19 protein-coding genes are annotated in these 17,601 nt (G+C 73.7%); 9 read left to right on the forward strand and 10 right to left on the reverse strand.

Annotated elements, in window-relative coordinates:
- Positions 1-159 precede the first annotated feature (159 nt).
- The 4 genes from ACWDD9_RS26520 to ACWDD9_RS26535 form a co-directional block, all read right to left on the reverse strand.
- A complete protein-coding gene (locus ACWDD9_RS26520; RefSeq protein ID WP_449812849.1) occupies positions 160-432 on the reverse strand; it encodes a DUF397 domain-containing protein in 273 nt (90 codons plus the stop codon).
- A 73-nt stretch (positions 433-505) separates the two neighbouring features.
- Entirely contained in the window at positions 506-709 is a 204-nt protein-coding gene (locus ACWDD9_RS26525; protein ID WP_449812850.1) for a DUF397 domain-containing protein, read from the reverse strand.
- 73 nt (positions 710-782) lie between these two features.
- Positions 783-992, reverse strand: coding sequence for a DUF397 domain-containing protein (locus ACWDD9_RS26530; RefSeq protein WP_449812851.1), 210 nt, complete (start codon positions 990-992; stop codon positions 783-785).
- Positions 989-1,843 (reverse strand): helix-turn-helix domain-containing protein, encoded by an 855-nt coding sequence (locus ACWDD9_RS26535; protein WP_449812852.1) that lies wholly within the window; start codon positions 1,841-1,843, stop codon positions 989-991. Before ACWDD9_RS26535 ends, ACWDD9_RS26530 begins: the two co-directional genes overlap by 4 nt.
- Before the next feature lie 248 nt (positions 1,844-2,091).
- Here ACWDD9_RS26535 and ACWDD9_RS26540 point away from each other — a divergent pair, with 248 nt between their 5' ends.
- Both ACWDD9_RS26540 and ACWDD9_RS26545 read left to right on the forward strand, forming a co-directional pair.
- The gene (locus tag ACWDD9_RS26540; protein ID WP_449812853.1) at positions 2,092-2,484 is read left to right on the forward strand and encodes an ATP-binding protein; all 393 of its coding nucleotides are present in this window, start codon (positions 2,092-2,094) and stop codon (positions 2,482-2,484) included.
- Complete coding sequence (locus ACWDD9_RS26545) at positions 2,481-2,756, forward strand: hypothetical protein (RefSeq protein WP_449812854.1); 276 nt, start codon at positions 2,481-2,483, stop codon at positions 2,754-2,756. The genes ACWDD9_RS26540 and ACWDD9_RS26545 overlap by 4 nt, the downstream gene beginning before the upstream one ends.
- 275 nt (positions 2,757-3,031) lie before the next feature.
- On the opposite strand, the gene ACWDD9_RS26550 is transcribed toward ACWDD9_RS26545, so the two are convergent.
- A complete protein-coding gene (locus ACWDD9_RS26550; protein ID WP_449812855.1) occupies positions 3,032-4,015 on the reverse strand; it encodes a hypothetical protein in 984 nt (327 codons plus the stop codon).
- A 202-nt stretch (positions 4,016-4,217) separates the two neighbouring features.
- On the opposite strand from ACWDD9_RS26550, the gene ACWDD9_RS26555 reads away from it, so the two are divergent.
- Positions 4,218-5,333 (forward strand): alpha/beta hydrolase, encoded by a 1,116-nt coding sequence (locus ACWDD9_RS26555; protein ID WP_375876277.1) that lies wholly within the window; start codon positions 4,218-4,220, stop codon positions 5,331-5,333.
- 47 nt (positions 5,334-5,380) lie between these two features.
- Positions 5,381-6,481 carry an RICIN domain-containing protein gene (locus tag ACWDD9_RS26560; RefSeq protein ID WP_449812856.1) on the forward strand — a complete coding sequence of 367 codons (1,101 nt, stop codon included), beginning with the start codon at positions 5,381-5,383 and terminating at the stop codon, positions 6,479-6,481.
- A 162-nt stretch (positions 6,482-6,643) separates the two neighbouring features.
- Here the strand turns inward: ACWDD9_RS26560 and ACWDD9_RS26565 are convergent, their stop codons facing one another.
- On the reverse strand, positions 6,644-7,165 hold the full coding sequence (locus ACWDD9_RS26565) for a peptidylprolyl isomerase (RefSeq protein ID WP_449812857.1): 522 nt from the start codon (positions 7,163-7,165) through the stop codon (positions 6,644-6,646).
- A gap of 216 nt (positions 7,166-7,381) precedes the next feature.
- Between ACWDD9_RS26565 and ACWDD9_RS26570 the strand changes: the two genes are divergently transcribed.
- Positions 7,382-7,582, forward strand: a complete 201-nt coding sequence (locus tag ACWDD9_RS26570; protein ID WP_449812858.1) for a hypothetical protein — start codon at positions 7,382-7,384, stop codon at positions 7,580-7,582.
- Positions 7,583-7,799: 217 nt separating this feature from the next.
- Here the strand turns inward: ACWDD9_RS26570 and ACWDD9_RS26575 are convergent, their stop codons facing one another.
- On the reverse strand, positions 7,800-9,416 hold the full coding sequence (locus ACWDD9_RS26575; RefSeq protein ID WP_449812973.1) for an ALF repeat-containing protein: 1,617 nt from the start codon (positions 9,414-9,416) through the stop codon (positions 7,800-7,802).
- Between the two features lie 163 nt (positions 9,417-9,579).
- Between ACWDD9_RS26575 and ACWDD9_RS26580 the strand changes: the two genes are divergently transcribed.
- Positions 9,580-10,524 carry an NAD-dependent epimerase/dehydratase family protein gene (locus ACWDD9_RS26580; protein WP_449812859.1) on the forward strand — a complete coding sequence of 315 codons (945 nt, stop codon included), beginning with the start codon at positions 9,580-9,582 and terminating at the stop codon, positions 10,522-10,524.
- A 114-nt stretch (positions 10,525-10,638) separates the two neighbouring features.
- Positions 10,639-11,715 carry a LuxR C-terminal-related transcriptional regulator gene (locus ACWDD9_RS26585; protein ID WP_449812860.1) on the forward strand — a complete coding sequence of 359 codons (1,077 nt, stop codon included), beginning with the start codon at positions 10,639-10,641 and terminating at the stop codon, positions 11,713-11,715.
- A gap of 32 nt (positions 11,716-11,747) precedes the next feature.
- Here ACWDD9_RS26585 and ACWDD9_RS26590 read toward each other — a convergent pair whose 3' ends face one another.
- Positions 11,748-12,290 (reverse strand): SMI1/KNR4 family protein, encoded by a 543-nt coding sequence (locus ACWDD9_RS26590; RefSeq protein WP_449812861.1) that lies wholly within the window; start codon positions 12,288-12,290, stop codon positions 11,748-11,750.
- A gap of 278 nt (positions 12,291-12,568) precedes the next feature.
- On the opposite strand from ACWDD9_RS26590, the gene ACWDD9_RS26595 reads away from it, so the two are divergent.
- Both ACWDD9_RS26595 and ACWDD9_RS26600 read left to right on the forward strand, forming a co-directional pair.
- Positions 12,569-13,042 (forward strand): hypothetical protein, encoded by a 474-nt coding sequence (locus tag ACWDD9_RS26595; protein ID WP_449812862.1) that lies wholly within the window; start codon positions 12,569-12,571, stop codon positions 13,040-13,042.
- A gap of 267 nt (positions 13,043-13,309) precedes the next feature.
- Positions 13,310-15,100, forward strand: coding sequence for a glycoside hydrolase family 35 protein (locus tag ACWDD9_RS26600; RefSeq protein WP_449812863.1), 1,791 nt, complete (start codon positions 13,310-13,312; stop codon positions 15,098-15,100).
- 222 nt (positions 15,101-15,322) lie between these two features.
- Here the strand turns inward: ACWDD9_RS26600 and ACWDD9_RS26605 are convergent, their stop codons facing one another.
- Both ACWDD9_RS26605 and ACWDD9_RS26610 read right to left on the reverse strand, forming a co-directional pair.
- Entirely contained in the window at positions 15,323-16,582 is a 1,260-nt protein-coding gene (locus tag ACWDD9_RS26605) for an SLC13 family permease (protein ID WP_387969316.1), read from the reverse strand.
- Positions 16,583-16,738: 156 nt separating this feature from the next.
- Positions 16,739-17,557: a DUF4253 domain-containing protein gene (locus ACWDD9_RS26610; protein WP_449812864.1), complete on the reverse strand. Its 819-nt coding sequence runs from the start codon at positions 17,555-17,557 to the stop codon at positions 16,739-16,741.
- Positions 17,558-17,601: the final 44 nt, after the last annotated feature.

Below are 17,601 nucleotides of genomic sequence, written 5' to 3' on the forward strand. Positions count from 1 at the left end.
TGCAGATGTCGCAATCCACACCGAGCCAGAAGGCCCTCACTCATTTCAAGATCACCCGGCCGTGAGCCCTGTCACCAACCTCCGTGGTCAGTACACCTAGCGCATCAAGCAGACCGGGCGGCCCTGCGTGCTCCGCAGGGCCGCCCGGCAAGAAACGCTTCAGGAACCGGCCGGGAACTCGCCCGCCCGGACACCGGCGACAAAGGACCGCCACGCCTCCGGCACGAAGGTGAGAGCCGGGCCGTGGGGGTCCTTGCTGTCACGCACCGGAACCACGCCGATGATGCCATCGGCCACCTCGACGCAGTTTTCGTTCGGATTACTGGCGCTCGACTTGCGCCAGGTGACTCGGAGTTCCGAGGCGACCTCGATGCAATTGCCGCCTTCGCCGCCGCTGTAGCTGCTCTTACGCCATGCCAGGTCCGCCGTCATGCGAATGACCTCCTGGAGCACTCAGTCAGTAGTGGGCTGCCCCGCGCGACGCGGGGCAGCCCACGGTACTGAGTCAGTCGGTGGCCGGGAAGTCGCCCACCTGGACACCCATAACGAAGGACCGCCACGCCTCAGGAACGAAGCTCAAGACCGGGCCATGAGGATCCTTGCTGTCCCGAACCGGAACAGTGCCAGTGATGCCCTCGGCCACTTCGACGCAGTCGCCACCAGCGGGATTGCTGTAGCTGCTCTTACGCCATGTCAGGTCAGCTGCCATGCGGACGACCTCCGGAGACCCTCAGTCGGTAGTGGGCTGCCCCGCGCGGCGCGGGGCAGCCCACGGTACTGGGTCAGCCGATTGCCGGGAAGTCGCCCGCCCGGACGCCCGCGACAAAAGACCGCCACGCCTCGGGGGCGAAGGTGAGAGCCGGGCCGTGGGGGTCCTTGCTGTCGCGAACCGGGATGAGACCCGTGGAACCAGCAGCCACTTCTATGCAATCGCCTTGGCCGTTGCTGTACGTGCTCTTGCGCCACTTGGCGCTTTGGTACTCGTGACTCACTGGGAATACTCCTCCGCAACTTCCTTCAACCAAGCGATTGACCTCTCGGGCTGAACCGACGACGCCATGAGACGGTCGAAGGCGTCTTCGTGGCGATCGATCTCATGCGGCCGTTCCGAGTAGGTGCTGCTGGTCGGCGCCTCGGAGTAGGCGACACTGCCAGGGATGTCGTTGAACGACAGAATGGAGAACGAGGAACCCATGGCCGCGTGCGCGCCAGCGGAGAAGGGCAGAACCTGGACAGTGATATTGGGCCGTTCATCCGCCATGGCCGCGAGGTGGCCCAACTGTTCGGCCATAGCCGAGGTCCCACCAACCGGCCGCCGAATGACCGCCTCGCTGATGATGGCCCACAGCTGTGGTGGCTCATGACGATCGAGGATCTGCTGACGATCCATCCGCAGTGCGACTCGCCGCTCGACATCTTCGGCGGACTCGGTTGGATTCATGGAGCGGATGACGCTTCTCGCATAGGCCTCCGTCTGGAGGAGCCCAGGAACCAACTCACACTGGTACGTCGCAATCTTCGCGGCGTCCGACTCGAAGCCCACGTAGGCGCGGAACCAGTCTGGCAGGGCATCGCCGTACGCATGCCACCAGCCCTGCTGGCGGCTCTGACGTGTCAGGCCGAGGAAGTGCTTCACCTCATCGGATGAAGTGACGCCGTAGTGCGCCAGGAGTTTCGCAGCATCGCGCTCCTGCAGTGGCACCAGGCCGCTCTCGATACGGCTCAGCTTCGAAGCGGACCAACCCAGCGCGGCGGCCACGTCCTTGGCGTTCAGGTCGCGCGAGGCGCGCAACTTGCCAAGCTCGCCGCCGAGCCTACGCCGCAGCACGGTTGGACTGCCCATGCGTCACACTCCCTGGCTGTTCGCTTCCTTGCATAGTTTGCCATCCCTCCCGGGCGCTCAGCCGCGACCCATAATCATGCAATTGCATGAGCGAAGCAGTTGCATGCAAATGCCTCGCTAGGGCAATCTACAGGGAGTAGTCCTTCCAGTCGCCTGAGTGACCACGGCAGGCCTACCGCCGGGCATCCCTATGCCTCCGCCCGACTTCCGCATGGCTTCAAACTCCGCACCTGGAAGGTGGATTCGCCATGTCCTGCCACTCCTCCACCACCTGGCTGCCGCGCAGCCGCCGCTCCCCCGGCGAGGGGCGCTCCCTCCTCGCCTCGCTCCTCGCCTCCACCCCCGCCGGTGAGTCGTACCGCGACTCCGGGCTCCTGATCGTCTCGGAGCTCGTCACCAACGCCCTCGTCCACGGCACGCCGCCCGGCCACCGCATCTACCTCGCCCTCGACCTCGACCCCGCCCGCCTCCGCATCGAGGTGCACGACGCCCGGCGGAACCGCGAACCGGTCCTGCGCGCCCTCACCCTCGACGGCGAGGCCGGACGCGGCCTCCACCTCGTCAAGTCCCTCTCCACCCGCACGGGTTGCTCCCCGCGCGAGCACACCGGCAAGATCGTCTGGTCGGAGGTGGCCGCGTGAGGGCCGATCACGACGTCCTCGTGGAGATCCCGGACCACCAGCCGCCCGCCGTCCACACCCTCAGCGACGACCTCCTGCGCCGGCTCTGGGACTCGGTCCGCTACCGCCCGATGTCCCGCTTCCAGCACTACGCCCTGGAGCGCCGCCTCACCGGCCCCTGCGCCCGGCGCGACATCATCCGCGACCTCGCCGACGAACCCGTCCTCGTCATCCCCGCCGGCGACCGCGAGATCCGCATCAGCTGGGCCAACCCCGCCCAGCAGCCCACGTGATCGACCACATCCGGCGCTGAGACCCGGCCGGCCCCCAGCCCGGACCGCCGCCTCAGCACCGGCCCGTCCACTCCCCGCTCCACTTCGACGACGGCTGCGTCGCCGCCCGCCGCGAGAAGTCGGCCGATCCGACTTCTCGCGCCCCTCCGCGCCGACGCACCGCGTCAGACGTCAGGCCGACGCCCCTCCCACAGCCAGCCCCGACGCGCGGCCTGCACCAGAAGTCGGCCGGTCCGACTTCCCACGCACTCTCGGCACCAGGAAGCCGCCCCCGCCTACAGCCACCCCCTCCGCGCGGCCTGCACCCCCGCCTGAAAACGGGTGGTGGCCCCGAGGTGCGCCAGCAGGGTGGAGACCCGCCGCACCACCGTGCGCCGCCCCAGCCCCAGCCGGCGGGCGATCGCGTCGTCCGTGGCCCCTCCGGCCATCAACGTGAGGATCCGCCGGTCGCGTTCGTCGATGCGCGGGTCGACGCCGGCCATGGAGGCGGGTACGGCCAGGCGCCACAGCGTCTCGAAGACCGCGCTCAGCGCGTTCAGCAGCCCGGACGGCCGGATCAGCAGCGAGACGACGCCCGGCCCGTCGTCGGCGCGCAGCGTGACGATGGCCAGGTCGTCGTCCCCGATGGCGAGTTTGAGCGGCGGCTCGTCCAGTGTCCGCGCCTGCTCGCCCGCCTCGATCATCCGGGCCATGTTGGGCCCGGCCACCGGGTCCTGGAACGCGCACCCCTGGTAGATGGCGCGGTAGACGACGCCTGCGGCCATCCGGCGGCGCTGCAGCACCTCCTGGTCGAGGTAGTGGGCGCGGCTGCCGGAGTACGGGGGCACGTCGATGACCCGCACCTGGTGACGGGCGGCGAGTTGGAGGCGGTGGCTGGCGGCCAGCACCTCGGCCGGATCGTCGACGACCTCCAGCGCGCCGTAGCTGCCGGTGTCGCGGCGGGCGAAGCGGTAGAGCCGTTCTAGTTCGGCGCCGGCCCGGCGGGCGGCGGCCTGGCGCAGCGCGTCGTGCTGCAGCACCGCCTCGACCACCCGGGCGGGCGGCAGGGCCTCCCAGGCGTGGTCGCGGTCGTCGGCGCTGTCGGTGGTGTCGAAGGCCACCGCGACGCCCTCGTCGGCGAGGTCGCGGAGCACGGCGAGGACGGCCTCCTCGTCCAGGCCCGTCTCCCGTGCCAGTTCGGGTACGCGGGCGCGCGGTCGGCCGACCAGGCAGTGGTAGACGCGGCCGCGTTCGGAGTCCGGTTCCAGTACGTCGTGCACGACACCCCCCAATGTCACGGTGTGCTCCGCCCCCCGTACCCGCCCCGGGCGGAGCCGGGGGAGCCTACCCGCAGCGGCGGCGCACATGCGCCGGTGGCCCAGGTGCGCCACCGGGGGCTCTGGCGTCCGGGCGGGGCCCCTGGCAAGAGTTGACGGCGATCAGTCATACGACGGAAGACACGACGGAAGGCCGAGGACGCCCATGCCCCCTGCCCGGCTCCGGCGCGCCCGCGCGGTTCTCGCCGCCCTGGCCGCCTGCCTGCTCCCGCTCGCCGCACCCGCCGCACCCGCGTCCGCTTCGGGAACCGCCTCCGTACGGGCCGGGGCAGGGGCCGACGCGCCGCCGCCGCTGACCGACGGCTTCGGCCTCACCCAGGTCGGCACTCCCACCGGCAGCGCCACCAACTTCGTCATCACCGTCACCACCCCGCAGGTCGCCGGGCCGCACACCATCCGCATCCTGCTGCCCGCCGACTACGCGTCCCGGCCGGACAAGCGCTACCCGGTGCTGTACTTCCTGCACGGCGCCTCGGACAACCCGAGCGACCCGGCGCTGGCCTACCCCGCGCTGACCGCCGCCCAGTCGATGATCACCGTCATCCCGGACGGCGGCCTGCGCGGCTGGTACGCCGACTGGCTCGACCAGGGCACCGCCGCCGGCGCGCAGAACTGGGAGACCTTCCACCTCACCCAGGTCCTCCCGTTCGTCGACGCCAACCTGCGCACCCGCACCGACCGCGCCCACCGGGCCGTCGGCGGGCTGTCCATGGGCGGTTTCGGCGCCCTGCACTACGCCCAGGACCGCCCCGACCTGTTCGGCCAGGTCCTCACCATGTCCGGCGCCAACGACCTGTCCACCGACGAGATGATCATCCGCGGCGCCGTGGTCGCCACCCTGGTCAACGCCGGCACCGTGCTCTGCGGCCCCAGCGACGGCCACCCCTGCGGCCTGGACTTCGGTCCCACCGTCTCCAGCGACGCGATCTTCGGCAGCCCGTACCCGGTGTTCAACGCCGACTGGCGCTGGAACGCCGCCGACCCCGTCGCACGCGCCGCCGTGCTCGACCACACCGGCATCGCCGTCTACACCGGCAACGGCAACAACAGCCCCGGCGACATGGAGTTCTGGGCCGAGGGCACCGCCAAGCGCCTCAAGCAGCGCCTGGACGCGCTCGGCCTGCCGTACCGCTTCACCGACTACGGCGACGGCACCGGCTGGGGCGCCGACTGCCACGGCGGCCACACCGCGGGCTGCTGGGCGCAGGACCTCGTGGACTACGTCCCGCGCCTGGAGGCGGCCTTCGCCGCCGCCTCCTGACCTCTGGCCTCCTCTCCCCACCCTCTCCCCCGACGAAAGGACACCCCTTGCCCACCCTGACCCCCGGCCGCACGGCGCCCTGGCTGCGCCTGCTCGCGGCCCTCCTGGTGACCTGTTGCGCCGCCCTGGGCCTGGCCGCCGCCCCCGCCCGCGCCGCCGCGCCCGCGCCGTCCGCCCCGCTCGCCGCCTGCGCCTCGCCGCAGCAGTGCCTGACCATCAAGTCGCTCAGCAACGGGCGCCAACTCGACGTCCAGAACGGCAACATGGGCGACGGCGCCTACATCGTCACCAACTCCGCCCCCGGCTACCACCAGTCCTGGCGGCTGAACGTCGACCCGTCCGACTCCTCCTTCACCATCGTCAACAACGACACCGGCAAGTGCATCGACCTGGCCTTCTTCACCCCGGCGCTGCGCCAGCAGAGCTGTGCCGGGCAGGCCAGCCAGCGCTGGTACTTCCAGCCCGCGGCGGCCGGCGGCGCGGACGCGTTCATGATCCGCCACGCCGGTGACAACACCTGCCTGGACCTGCTGCTCGGCGGCAACTACGACGATGCCTGGACCGACCAGTACGCCTGCAACGGCACCGCCAACCAGCAGTGGTCCACCGGCTTCGCCCAGGCCGCCTTCAACCTGGCCGTCGACCACGGCGCCAAGCAGTGCCAGAAGGACCCCTCCAGCTGCTCCTGGGCCACGAAGAGCGAGGCCCCGGCCGCGCCGCTGCCGCGCACCTGCGCCTCCTCGGTCTGGTTCAACAACACCAGCAGCGCCGTCCAGCAGTCCTTCGCGGTCACCGACGACAGCGGCTGGTCCAACACCATCGGCGCCGAGATGGGCACCCAGATGTCCGCCGGCGCTCCCGGCAACGTCCTGACCGGGACGGTCAGCTCCTCGCTGAAGTACAGCAACGAATGGCACGGGTCGAGGAGCGTCAACAACAGCGTGACCGTCACCGTCCCGCAGCAGCAGTACGGCTGGGTGACGCTCGCCAAGATCGCCCGCAAGGTCACCGGCACCTGGACCTTCGACGCCCACGGCATCCCGTGGACCGCCGAGGACACCGTCACCGTCCCGCTCAGCTCCGACCCCACCGCCGGCGCCACCCTCTACATCGCCAACACCAGCGCGACCTTCAACAGCTGCTCCTGACACCGCCCCCGCTCCACGGCCGCCGCCCGCGCACCGCGCCGGGCGGCGGCTTCGCGTTTCCGCGAGCCGGACGGGAGGGCCGACGCCCCCGGACGTGCGGCGCCGCTCCCCCGCCCGTGTCCCGGGCGGGGGCAGGAGGAGTACCGGCCGGCGGGCGGCGGGTCAGGACTGCTCGATCTCCACGGAGGTGATCACCACGTCCTCGACCGGGCGCTCGTCCTCGGTCGGGGCGGCGGCGATCGCGTCGACCACGGCCTTGGAGGCGGCGTCGGCGACCTGGCCGAAGATGGTGTGCTTGCGGTTGAGGTGGGCGGGGGTGCCCACCGTGATGAAGAACTGCGAGCCGTTGGTGCCCGGGCCGGCGTTGGCCATCGCGAGCAGGTACGGCTTGGTGAAGAACAGCTCCGGGTGGAACTCGTCCGCGAAGGCGTAGCCCGGGCCGCCGGTGCCGGTGCCGGTCGGGTCACCGCCCTGGATCATGAAGTCCTTGATCACCCGGTGGAACAGCGTGCCGTCGTAGTACGGGCCCTGGCCCGGCTCGCCGGTGCGCGGGTCGGTGTACTCCCGGGTGCCCTCGGCGAGTTCGGCGAAGTTGCGGACCGTCTTCGGCGCGTGGAACGGGAACAGCTCCAGGCGGATCGGGCCCGCCGTGGTGTGCAGGGTGGCGAACCGGGCAGTGGCCACGGTGACTCCTCGGGGTACGGCTGACGGGTGGGTGGCGGGTGGTGCTGGTCGGTACGGTTCCCGTACGACCGGTACGGTGACCTGGGCCGTTCGGCACCCGCATCCTGGCACAGCGTCCGGCCTCGTGGCCGAACCGGGTGGGACGGTCCGCACGTCCTACCAGGCAGTAGGGCGTCGAGGGAAAGGCGGGTGGCCGTGATGGTCGGTGCGGTTCTGGTGGGGATTCTGGTCCTGGTGGTCGCGGGGTGCGGCTGCGTGGTGTGGGCCGACCGCGGCGGGCCGCGCTGGACCCGGGCGGCCGCCGCCCTCACCCTCGGCGCCGGGAAGGCGCTGCGCGGCGCACAGCGCCGCCGGCGCCGCCAGGTGGGCTTCAACGGCGGGGACAACGGCGGGGACGGTGGCGGGGACGGCAACTGAGCCGTCGGCGTCCGGGCGGGACCGGCGCCGGGCCGTCTTCGAGGCGGCGCGCCAGCCGCCGCGTCGGCCGGGGGCGGGGTGCCGGGCTGCCTGGCGATCGGACGGCCCTGACCGCTGAACGCGAGCGCGTCCCCGGCCGCCGCCCGGGTGGGCGGTGGACGGGGACGCGAGGGGGTGTCAGCCCCCGGGTTCTGCTTCCGGATTCAGCTCCCGGGTGTCAGCTCTCGGTGGAGCGGCGGCGGGCGGCCGCGACCAGCGCCGCGCCCGCGGCGAGGGCCGCGGCGGCGCCGCCGGCCTCCCAGCCGAGCCCGTCGGTGCCGGTGGCGGCGAGCGCGCCGGAACCGGTGGTGCCGGTGGTGCCGCCGCCCGTACGGGTGCCGGTGGTGGTGCCGGTACCGGTGGTGAGGCCGGCCGGCTGCACGGTCTGCGGCTGCTGCCCGGTGCCACCGGTGCCCGCGCCCGTCCCCGTACCGCTGCCCGCGCCGTTGCCCTGCTTGGCCGCCGCGGCCTGGTCCTCGGCCTGGGCCTTGGCCCAGCCGTCCTTGAGGAAGGCCAGGAGGTCCGCGTAGCTGCCCTCGTAGGCGGCCATGGCGGCCTTCTTCACCGCGGGGCCGCCGGTCTCGATGATCTGGGAGACCTTCAGCCGGTTGTCGCTGAAGCGCAGGTTCGGCAGCTCGACGGTCAGGAAGCGCCGCACGTCCTCGGCGTTGCCGTCCATGGCCTTCTGGGCGGCCGCGGCGGTGTGCGGGCCGGTCTCCTTGTCGGCGATGACACGCAGCACCTCGACCCGGTCGTCCTCGAACTGGGCCTTGGCGAAGCCCTCGTTGAGGAAGGCCTCGACGGCCGCGTCGGTGCCGGCGTCCAGCGCCTTGCCGGCCGCCTCGCGCACGGCCGGGCCGCCCTGCTCCATGAGCTGGCTGAGCTTGACCCGGTTGTCGTCGCTGCGCAGCCTGGGCAGCTTGGTCGTCAGGAAGGTCCGCAGGTCGGCCGCGCCGCCCTTGAGGGCCTGCTCGGCGCCCTCGCGCACGCCGCGTCCGGTCTTGGGGTCGGCCACCAGGGCCTCGACCTTGGCGCGGTCCTCGTCCTCGGCCCGGGCGGCGTACTGGCCGGTCGCCAGGAAGTCGAGGACGTCCTGGTAGCTGCCGTTCAGCGCCACGGCGGCGGCGAGGCGCAGCGCGGGGCCGGCACCTTCGGCGCCGTCGGCGATCCGGGTGAGGCGCAGCAGGTTGTCGGGCTGCTGCTTCTCGGCGAGTTCGACCTCGAGGAAGTGGCGCAGCTCGGCGGCGCCGCCCTTGAGGGCCTTCTCGGCGGCCTCGCGGACCTTGGGGCCGGTGAGCGGGTCGGCGATGATGGCCGCGATCTTGGCGCGGTCCTCGTCCTCGGCGCGGGCGACGTACTGGCCGGTGGTCAGGAACGCGGTGATGTCCTCGTCGGTGCCGCGGAGGGCGGCCTTGGCGGCCGCCTTCACGGCCGGGCCGCCGACGGCGTAGATCTGGGAGACCCGGACCTGGTTGTCGATCCTGGTCTGCTCGTCGAACTCGACGTCCAGGAAGTGGCGCAGTTCGGCGGCGCCGCCCTTGAGGGCCTTCTCGGCCGCCTCGCGCACGCCGACGCCGCTCTTCGGGTCGGCGAGGATGCGCTTGACCTCGGCGCGGTCGCGCTGCTCCTGGCCGTCGGCCTGGGGCGCGGTGTCCTTGGCGGAGTCGGAGCCGGTGTCGGGGCCGGAGACGCCGGTCGGCTTGGGGGTGTCGGTGGCCGAGGCCGTGGTGGGGAAGAGGACGGCGGGGGCCAGAACGGCGGCCGCGACGACGGCGGACACCCGGGGCAGCTTCATCTTGCGCAAGACCTGCTTTGTACGAAGGATCATGAAACGCCAACAGCATAGATCTACTTTTACGACTGCCATACCAATTATTTGCCGAATCTCCCATTCCCCCCACCCGGCTACATATCGCACCGCGCCCCGCCCGTCCGGGGCCACCACTAGGGTGTGGCGGATGAGCTTCCACCTGGTCGTCGGACACGGGCCCGCCGGGGCCGCCACCGCCCGCCTGCTGGCCGAACAGGGCCACGAGGTCCGGGTCGCCACCCGTACCGGACGCCCCGCAGGGCCGGCCGTCGCCGGCGTCGAGCACCTCGCCCTGGACGCGAGCGACCCCGCGGCGCTGGCGCGGGCCGCCCGCGGCGCCGTCGCCGTCCACGGCTGCGCCGCGCCGCCGCTGCCGCAGTGGGCGCGGCTCTGGCCGGCGCTGAGCGCCTCGCTGTGCGCGGCGGCCGAGGAGAGCGGCGCGGTGCTGGTCATGCTCGGCAACCTGTACGGCTACGGGCCGGTGGCGGGGCCGATGACCGAGGACCTGCCGCTCGCCGCGACCGGCCCCAAGGGGCGGGTGCGGGCGGCGGCCTGGGAGCGGGCGCGGGCGCTGCACGAGGCCGGGCGGATCCGGGCGGTGGAGGTGCGGGCCTCGGACTTCTTCGGACCCGGCGTCACCGACGGCGGCCACCTGGCCGCGCGGGTGCTGCCCAACCTGCTCAAGGGCCGCCCGGTCGCGACGCTCGGCGACCCGGACGCCCCGCACAGCTGGACCTACCTGCCGGACGTGGCCCGGGCGATGGCCGAACTCGCGGGCGAGGAGCGGGCCTGGGGCCGGGCCTGGCACGTGCCCACCGCCCCTCCCCTGTCGGTGCGCGCGATGGTCGAGCGGCTGGCCACCGAGGCCGGCGGCGGCCCGGTCCCGGTGCGCCGCCTGCCCGCGGCGGCGCTGGCCGTGGCGGGGCTGTTCTCCCCGCTGCTGCGCGAACTGCGGGAGACGCGCTACCAGTTCGACCGGCCGTTCACGGTGGACTGCTCCGCCTACGAGGCCGCGTTCACGGTGCGCGCCACGCCGCTGGAGGAGCAGCTGCGGGCCACGGTCGCCTGGTGGCGCGAGCGCGACGGCCGGTGACGGACGGGAACGCCGGTCACCGGCGGGGGCGGGCGCCTCTCCCCATCGCTCCGTACCCGTCCTTCCTCGTCCGTTCACCGGACACGGAGACCCTGCGTCCGTAGGATTCCGTCCGTGGCCAAACGACGTGAGGTTGAGCGGGAAGTCCTGGGTTCCATAGGCGAGTTGGCGTCCTCCGGGTTACCCGCGGCCGCGCTGTTCCGCGAGCTGCACACCCTGCTGCTGAAACCGCTCGGCTACGACGGCGGCTGCTGGCACGGCAACGACCCGGTCACCGGGTTCCCCACCTCCACCGTCGCCGACGGCCTGGACCCCACCCAGTTCGAGCAGGCCGTGCACCTGGAGCTCCAGGGCGAGGACTCCACCACCTTCACCGCGATCCGCACCGCCGGCCACCGGGCGCAGACCGTCGACCGGGCCACCGACGGCCGCCCCGAACGCAGCGTCCGCTACCGGGAGTTGCTCAACCCATGCGGCTACGGCGACGAACTGCGGATCAACTTCGATGTGGGCGGCGGCCGCTGGGGCTCCGCGGCGTTCATGCGCGAACGCGCCCACGGCCGCTACGACCTGCCCGACCTGCGCCTGGCCGAACGCGTCGCCGCCCCAATCGGCGCCGCCCTGCGCGACACCCACCTCGCCGCCCTGCGCGGCGCCCGCCCCCTGCCACCCGCCCCCGCCCCGGCCGTCGCCATCCTGGACCGGTACGGGCGGCTGCGCTCGGCGGACGCGGCGGCCCGCGAACTGATCGGACGGATGGCCGAACCCACCGCCCACACCGGCGGGGTGCCCAGCGGCTTCCTCACCGTCGCCCGCCAGGCCGCCCGCCGCGGCGGCCCCGCCGAGGTGCGGGTGTGCACCCCCGACGGCCAGTGGCTGTCCCTGCACGCCTCCCCGCTGGACGGCCGGCGCGGCGGCGTCGCCGTCGTCGCCTCCCCGGCCTCCCCCGTCCAGCGCCTGCCGCTGGCGATCCTCGCCCACGGCCTGTCCCCGCGCGAACAGCAGGTCGCCCTGCACGCGGTGCGCGGCGCCAGCACGAAGGACATCGCCGCGCTGCTCCACCTGACCGTGCCCACCGTCCAGCAGCACGTCACCGCCATCCTCCACAAGACCGGCGTCCGCTCCCGCCGCGAACTCGTCGCCCTCCTGATGGCCGACCACCTCCCCACCCTCGGCCTGCCGCCGCGGTAGCGGACGCACGCGGCTCCGGCCCGGACCGGCCGCTACCCCACCCGCCAGTGGACGAAGCGGGGCGGCTCCTCGCCCCAGGCGACGACGGCGCCGACGGGACTCGGGCCGACCGCCCCGGAGACCACCCCGTGGAGGAACCCGACCATGCCCGGGCCGAAGACCCGGGGCGCGCCCCCGTCGCGGTCCAGGACCAGGACCGGCCACGCGTCGGGGTCGTCGCCGACCGTCAGCCAGGCCAGCGTGTCGGCGGTGCAGGACGCTCCCCAGGCGACGATCTGTCCAGCGGAGCGCACCTCGCCGGTGGGCTCGCCCTCCTCCTCGAAGAGCAGGCGCGCCTCCTCCGTCATGCCGCGCATGCCCGGCTGCGGGGCGTCCGGCGGCATCAGCTCGTCGGGGGCGAACACGGCGAGGGACCGGTCGATCTCCCCCGCCCCGTACCGCGCGACGAACTCGACGTAGTCGCGCGGGAACCGCAGACCCCACGCCGACTCGACCACCGCCCAGTCACCGGATTCACCGGCCCCCTCGGGCGGGGGCATGAGCTCCAGAAGCCCGCTGATGTCGGTTGTGTGCACCGTCGTTCCCTCTCGTGGTCTCCCGCGCCCCCGGCTACGGCCGCGTGCCACCGCGACTGCCGGCATCCGCTCAGTTCAGCGGCATGATCACAGGAAGCGCAGGGCGGGGTCCAGACGCGGGACGGCTCGACGGCGGCAGCGGGCGGCGAGGAGCCGCGCCGTCGGCGGCGGTCCCTGGGCATCGCGGCGGGAGTGTGCGTCCTCGGGGCGGTCGGGATCCCTGCTCCGCCGGCCCCCGCCGGCGCGCGTTGTCGCAGGTGGGGCCTAGGGTTCGGCCCGTGAACGTTCCCAAGGTCATCCCGATCGGCTACCAGCCCGACTACCGCACCCGCACCATCGGGAAGTGCGAGGGCGGCCAGTTCTACGCGACCGTCGTCGCGGCCTACCGCGAGGGCTGGAGCGGCGACGACTGGCAGCCGCAGAAGCGCTGGCACTCCGTCCTCCACCGCTTCGACGAGGCCGGCCGCCACCTGGGCTCGCGCATCGAGTTCACCGGCACGACGGCGGACGGCGAGCAGCAGGCGATCGCCGCGGCCCGGCGGCTGCTGGAGCAGTGGCTGGACGCCCTGCCGGGGCGGCACTACCAGGACATCGCCATCGCGCCCTTCGACGTCCGCTTCGAAGGGGCCCTGTTCGGCCTGGTCCTGGAGGTGGACGAGGAAGAGGAGGACGAGGAGGACGGCGTCTGGATGGAGCTCCACCCGGACGGCCTGGCCTTCTCCGCCCCCTGGAACGGCTGCTACGACACCTGAGCACGAGCGGCCCCCACGACCGGTTCCTCGCCAGGCCCGCTCTTTCGGATCATGCCGGGCGCACGACGCCGGAGCACGCACCTCGCCGCGTTGTCGTCGGTCGCCAATGCTCCGCAGTGGCTCCCTCCTCCGCCTTGCGATGCACGCACCCCGACGCCGCGCGCTGATCCGACGTGATCCGAAAGAGAGGACCTAGGCTCGGCGGTGCCGGGTCTCCGGGGCCTCCGGGGCCCGCGGGGGTGTCCTGCGGGAAGGCGGGGTGTGCGCATGCTCGGGTACGACGCGGACGGGTTCGTGCGGGACGGGGTGCCGCACCGGGTGGTGGCCGGGGCGGTGCACTACTTCCGGGTGCACCCGCGACTGTGGGAGGACCGGCTGCGGCGGGTGCGGGCACTGGGCGTGAACACGGTGGACACCTACGTCCCGTGGAACTTCCACGAACTGCCCGACGGGACGGTGGACTTCACCGGCTGGCGGGACGTGGCCCGGTTCGTGCGGCTGGCCGGCGGCCTGGGCCTGGACGTGATCCTGCGCCCCGGCCCGTACATCTGCGCGGAGTGGGAGTTCGGCGGGCTGCCCGCCCGGCTGCTCGCGGTGGACGGGCTGCGGCTGCGCTGCGCGGACCCGGCGTACCTGGCCGAGGTGGACGGCTGGTTCGACGCGCTGGCGCCCGAGCTGCTGCCGCTGCTGGCGAGCCGGGGCGGGCCGGTGGTGGCGGTGCAGGTGGAGAACGAGTACGGCAGCTACGGCGACGACGCCGCCTACCTCGCCCACCTGCGCGACGGCCTGGTGCGGCGCGGCGTGGACTGCCTGCTGTTCACCGCCGACGGCGCCCACGACACCATGCAGCAGGGCGGCGCCATCCCCGGCCACCTCGCCACCGCCACCTTCGGCTCCCGCGCCCCCGAGCGCCTCGCGGTGCTCCGCCGCCACCAGGGCGAAGGCCCACTGACCGCCATGGAGTTCTGGATCGGCTGGTTCGACCAGTGGGGCCTGCCGCACCACGTCCGCGACCCCAAGGAGACCGCCGCCTCGCTCGACGAACTCCTCGCCACCGGCGCCTCCGTCAGCCTCTACATGGCGCACGGCGGCACCAGCTTCGGCCTGTGGTCCGGCGCCAACCACTCCGGCGCCCACCCGCTGGACGCCGGCTACGAGCCGACCGTCACCAGCTACGACTACGACGCGCCGATCGGCGAGGCCGGCGAACTGACCGAGAAGTTCCACGCCCTGCGCGAGGTCATCGGCCGCTACCTGCCCCTGCCCGACGGCGAACCGCCCGCCCCCGTACCCCGGGTGGCGCCGCAGCGGCTGGAGCGCGCGCACGGGCGGGCGCCCCTGGCGAAGGCCCTGGACGCGCTGTCGCGGCCGCGCCGGCACGCCGCACCGCTGCCGATGGAACAGGTCGGGCAGGACCGCGGCCTGATCCACTACCGCACCCGCGTGCCCGGGCCGCGCCCCGAACTGCCGCTGCGCATCGACGGGTTGGCCGACCGGGCGCAGGTCTTCGCGGACGGCCGCCCGCTCGGGACGCTGGAGCGCAACTCCCCCGGCGCGACCCTGCCGCTGGCCACCGGGCCCGACGGCGTCGTGCTGGACATCCTGGTCGAGGCACTGGGCCGGGTGAACTACGGCCCGCAGATGGACGACCGCAAGGGCATCACCCGCGGCGTCTCGCACGGCCACCAGCGGCTCTTCGACTGGCAGATCCGCCCCCTGCCGCTGACCGACCTGTCCGCGCTGCGCTTCACCGACGACGCCGGGGTACGCGACGGGGAACCGGTCTTCCACCGCTTCACTGCCGAACTCCCCTCCCCCGCCGACGCGTTCGTCGCCCTGCCCCACTGGGGCCGCGGACTGCTCTGGCTCAACGGCTTCCTGCTCGGCCGCCACTGCGCCGCCGGCCCCCAGCGCACCCTCTACGCCCCCGCCCCGCTGTGGCGGGCCGGCGCCAACGAACTGGTCGTCCTGGAACTCGAACGCCACGGCACGGCGGTGGAGTTGCGCGACGCACCGGACCTCGGCCCGGTCACACCGGCCCCCAGCTCCGAGTACTGACCGGACCGGGCCCGCCGGCCACTCCCCGACGCAGGACGTCGGACCCGCCGACTTCCTGCTCCGCCACGACTCGGCGACGCGAGGCTTGCTATGGGCACCGACGACCATGGTGCCTCGGGGGCTCGCCGGCTGCACGAAGTCCTGGCGGGGATCGATCCGGTCCTGCGCCCCGCGTAGGCCCGGCCCGGCCCCGGTGGGCGGGCCGGAACGTCAAGGCCCCGCTCAGACCCCGATCAGGCGCAGCGAGGCCCACAGGGCCAGGACCGCGGCGGTGAGGGTGGCCGGGACGGCGAGCAGGCCGAGGCGGGTGAACTCGCGCAGGTCCACCGGTACGCCGCGGTCGCGGACGATGCCGCGCCACAGCAGGGTGGCCAGCGAGCCGGCGTAGCTGAGGTTGGGGCCGATGTTCACCCCGAGCAGGACCGCGAGGACGGCGCCGGGCCCGACGGGGGCGGCCAGCGGCACCAGGGCGAGGGTGGCGGGCAGGTTGTTGATGACGTTGGCGAGGACGGCGGCCAGGGCGGCGGTGGCGAGCAGGGCGGGCAGCGCGGTGCCGGACGGGACGAGGTGGGCGAGGCCGGCGGCCAGGCCGTTGTCGACGACCGCGCGCACCACGATGCCCAGGGCGAGGACGAACGCCAGGAACGGCAGGGCGGCCGAGCGCACCACCGTCGCGGGGGTGGCGTGGCCGCGGGCCAGGGCGCGGGCGGCCAGGACGGTGGCGCCGGCGGCCGCCGCCCAGGCCGGGTTGACGTCCAGCGCGGAGGTGAGGACGAACCCGGCGAGTGTGCAGCCGACGGTGGCCAGGGCGAAGACCGGCATGGCGGGGGCCGGTCCTGTCTCGGGGGTCTCGGCCGGGGCGGCGTCCAGGTCGGCGGCGAAGCAGCGGCGCAGCACCAGGTACTCGACGCCGACCGCCGCCAGCCACGGCAGTGTCATGAGGGCGGCGAAGCGGCCGAAGCTCAGGCCACTGGCGGTGAAGGCGAGCAGGTTGGTCAGGTTGGAGACGGGCAGCAGCAGCGAGGCCGTGTTCGACAGGTGGGCGCAGGCGTACAGGTGCGGTGCGGGCCGGGCGCCGAGGCGGGCGGCGGTGGCGAGGACGACGGGGGTGAGCAGGACGACGGTGGCGTCCAGGCTGAGCACCGCGGTGACGACCGAGGCGACGGTGAACACCTGGACCAGCAGGCGGCGCGGGCGTCCGGCGGCGCTGCGCGCCATCCAGGCCCCGCAGGCGCGGAACAGTCCCTCGTCGTCGCAGAGCTTGGCCAGGACCAGGACGGCGGCCAGGAAGCCGATCACCGGTCCGAGGCGGGCGGCTTCGGCGGTGGCGTGCTCCAGCGGGACGGCGCCGGTCGCCACCAGCAGGGCGGCGGCCGGCACGGCGACGACGGCCTCCGGCCAGCCCCAGGGGCGGGCGACGGCGCAGACCAGGACGAGCACCAGGAGTCCTGCGGACAGGGCTTCGGCGCAGGCGGTGTTCAGGGCGTGCTCCTCGGGGGGGTGGTGTGGTCGGTGCTCGCGCTCGGTTCGCGGCCCGGCGCAGCATGCCACACCGGCGGCGCGCGGCCGCCGGGCGGGTCCGGGGGGGCCGGAGGCATCGGCCCCCCGGACCCCCGGCCCCGTACCCCCGGGGTCAGGTCAGTCCCACCAGAAGGACCACTGGTGGGCGCCCACCAGCTGCTCGGCGTAGGCGGTGAGGGTGCCGGTGCCCTGGAAGACGAGGTCCGGGCAGAAGGCGGTGTGCTCGGCGGCCAGCGGGAGCGCCTCGGCGAGCGTGGCAGGCGGCACGGGGACGCTCAACTCCAGGGTGGCGAAGCCGACTTCGACCACCTGGGCGCCGAAGCGGCGTTCCCAGTCGGCGAGCACGGCGGCGATCCTGCCGGTGCCGGCGTGGTTCGCCGGGCCGCTCCAGCCGCAGGCCGTCAGCGCCTCGGCGCCGCTGCCGGCCCGCACCAGGCCGAGGCGGACGTCCTTGACGGAGCCCAGCACCTCGGCCAGTTCCCGGGCCTCGGTGCCGGCGGCGCCGTCGGGCACGGTGGCGGCGGGGGCGAGGCCGGGCCAGGCGCGGCCGTAGGGGGCCAGGGCCTCGTCCAGTATCCCGGCGTCCTCGCTCACGTCCTCGCTCACGTCCTCGTCCTCGTCGACCTGCCTCCACCAGCCGCGCAGCAGCGCCTGCGGGTCGTAGCGGGAGGGCTCGGAGGCCTCGGCCGGGTACAGCTCCCCGGACAGCCAGGGCCGGTAGTCGTCGTCGGTGCGGTCCAGCGGGCTGAGCAGCAGCGGCCACAGGCCGGTCTGCGGGTGGGCGCGGTGCAGCTGCCGCCACAGCCCGGCGGGCGCGGGGTCATCGCTGATCCACAGCAGCGGCTCCCGCCCGTCCTCCTCGGTGACCAGATGCCCGGGCGGCAGGTCGACAGGCAGGGCGGCGAGGGCGGCGGCGAGGTCCGGGTGCTCGATCATGCGGCCCACCGTAGGGGCGGGCACCGACAACGCCCGGCGGCGGG

The sequence above is a fragment of the Kitasatospora sp. NPDC001119 genome, assembly GCF_053598475.1.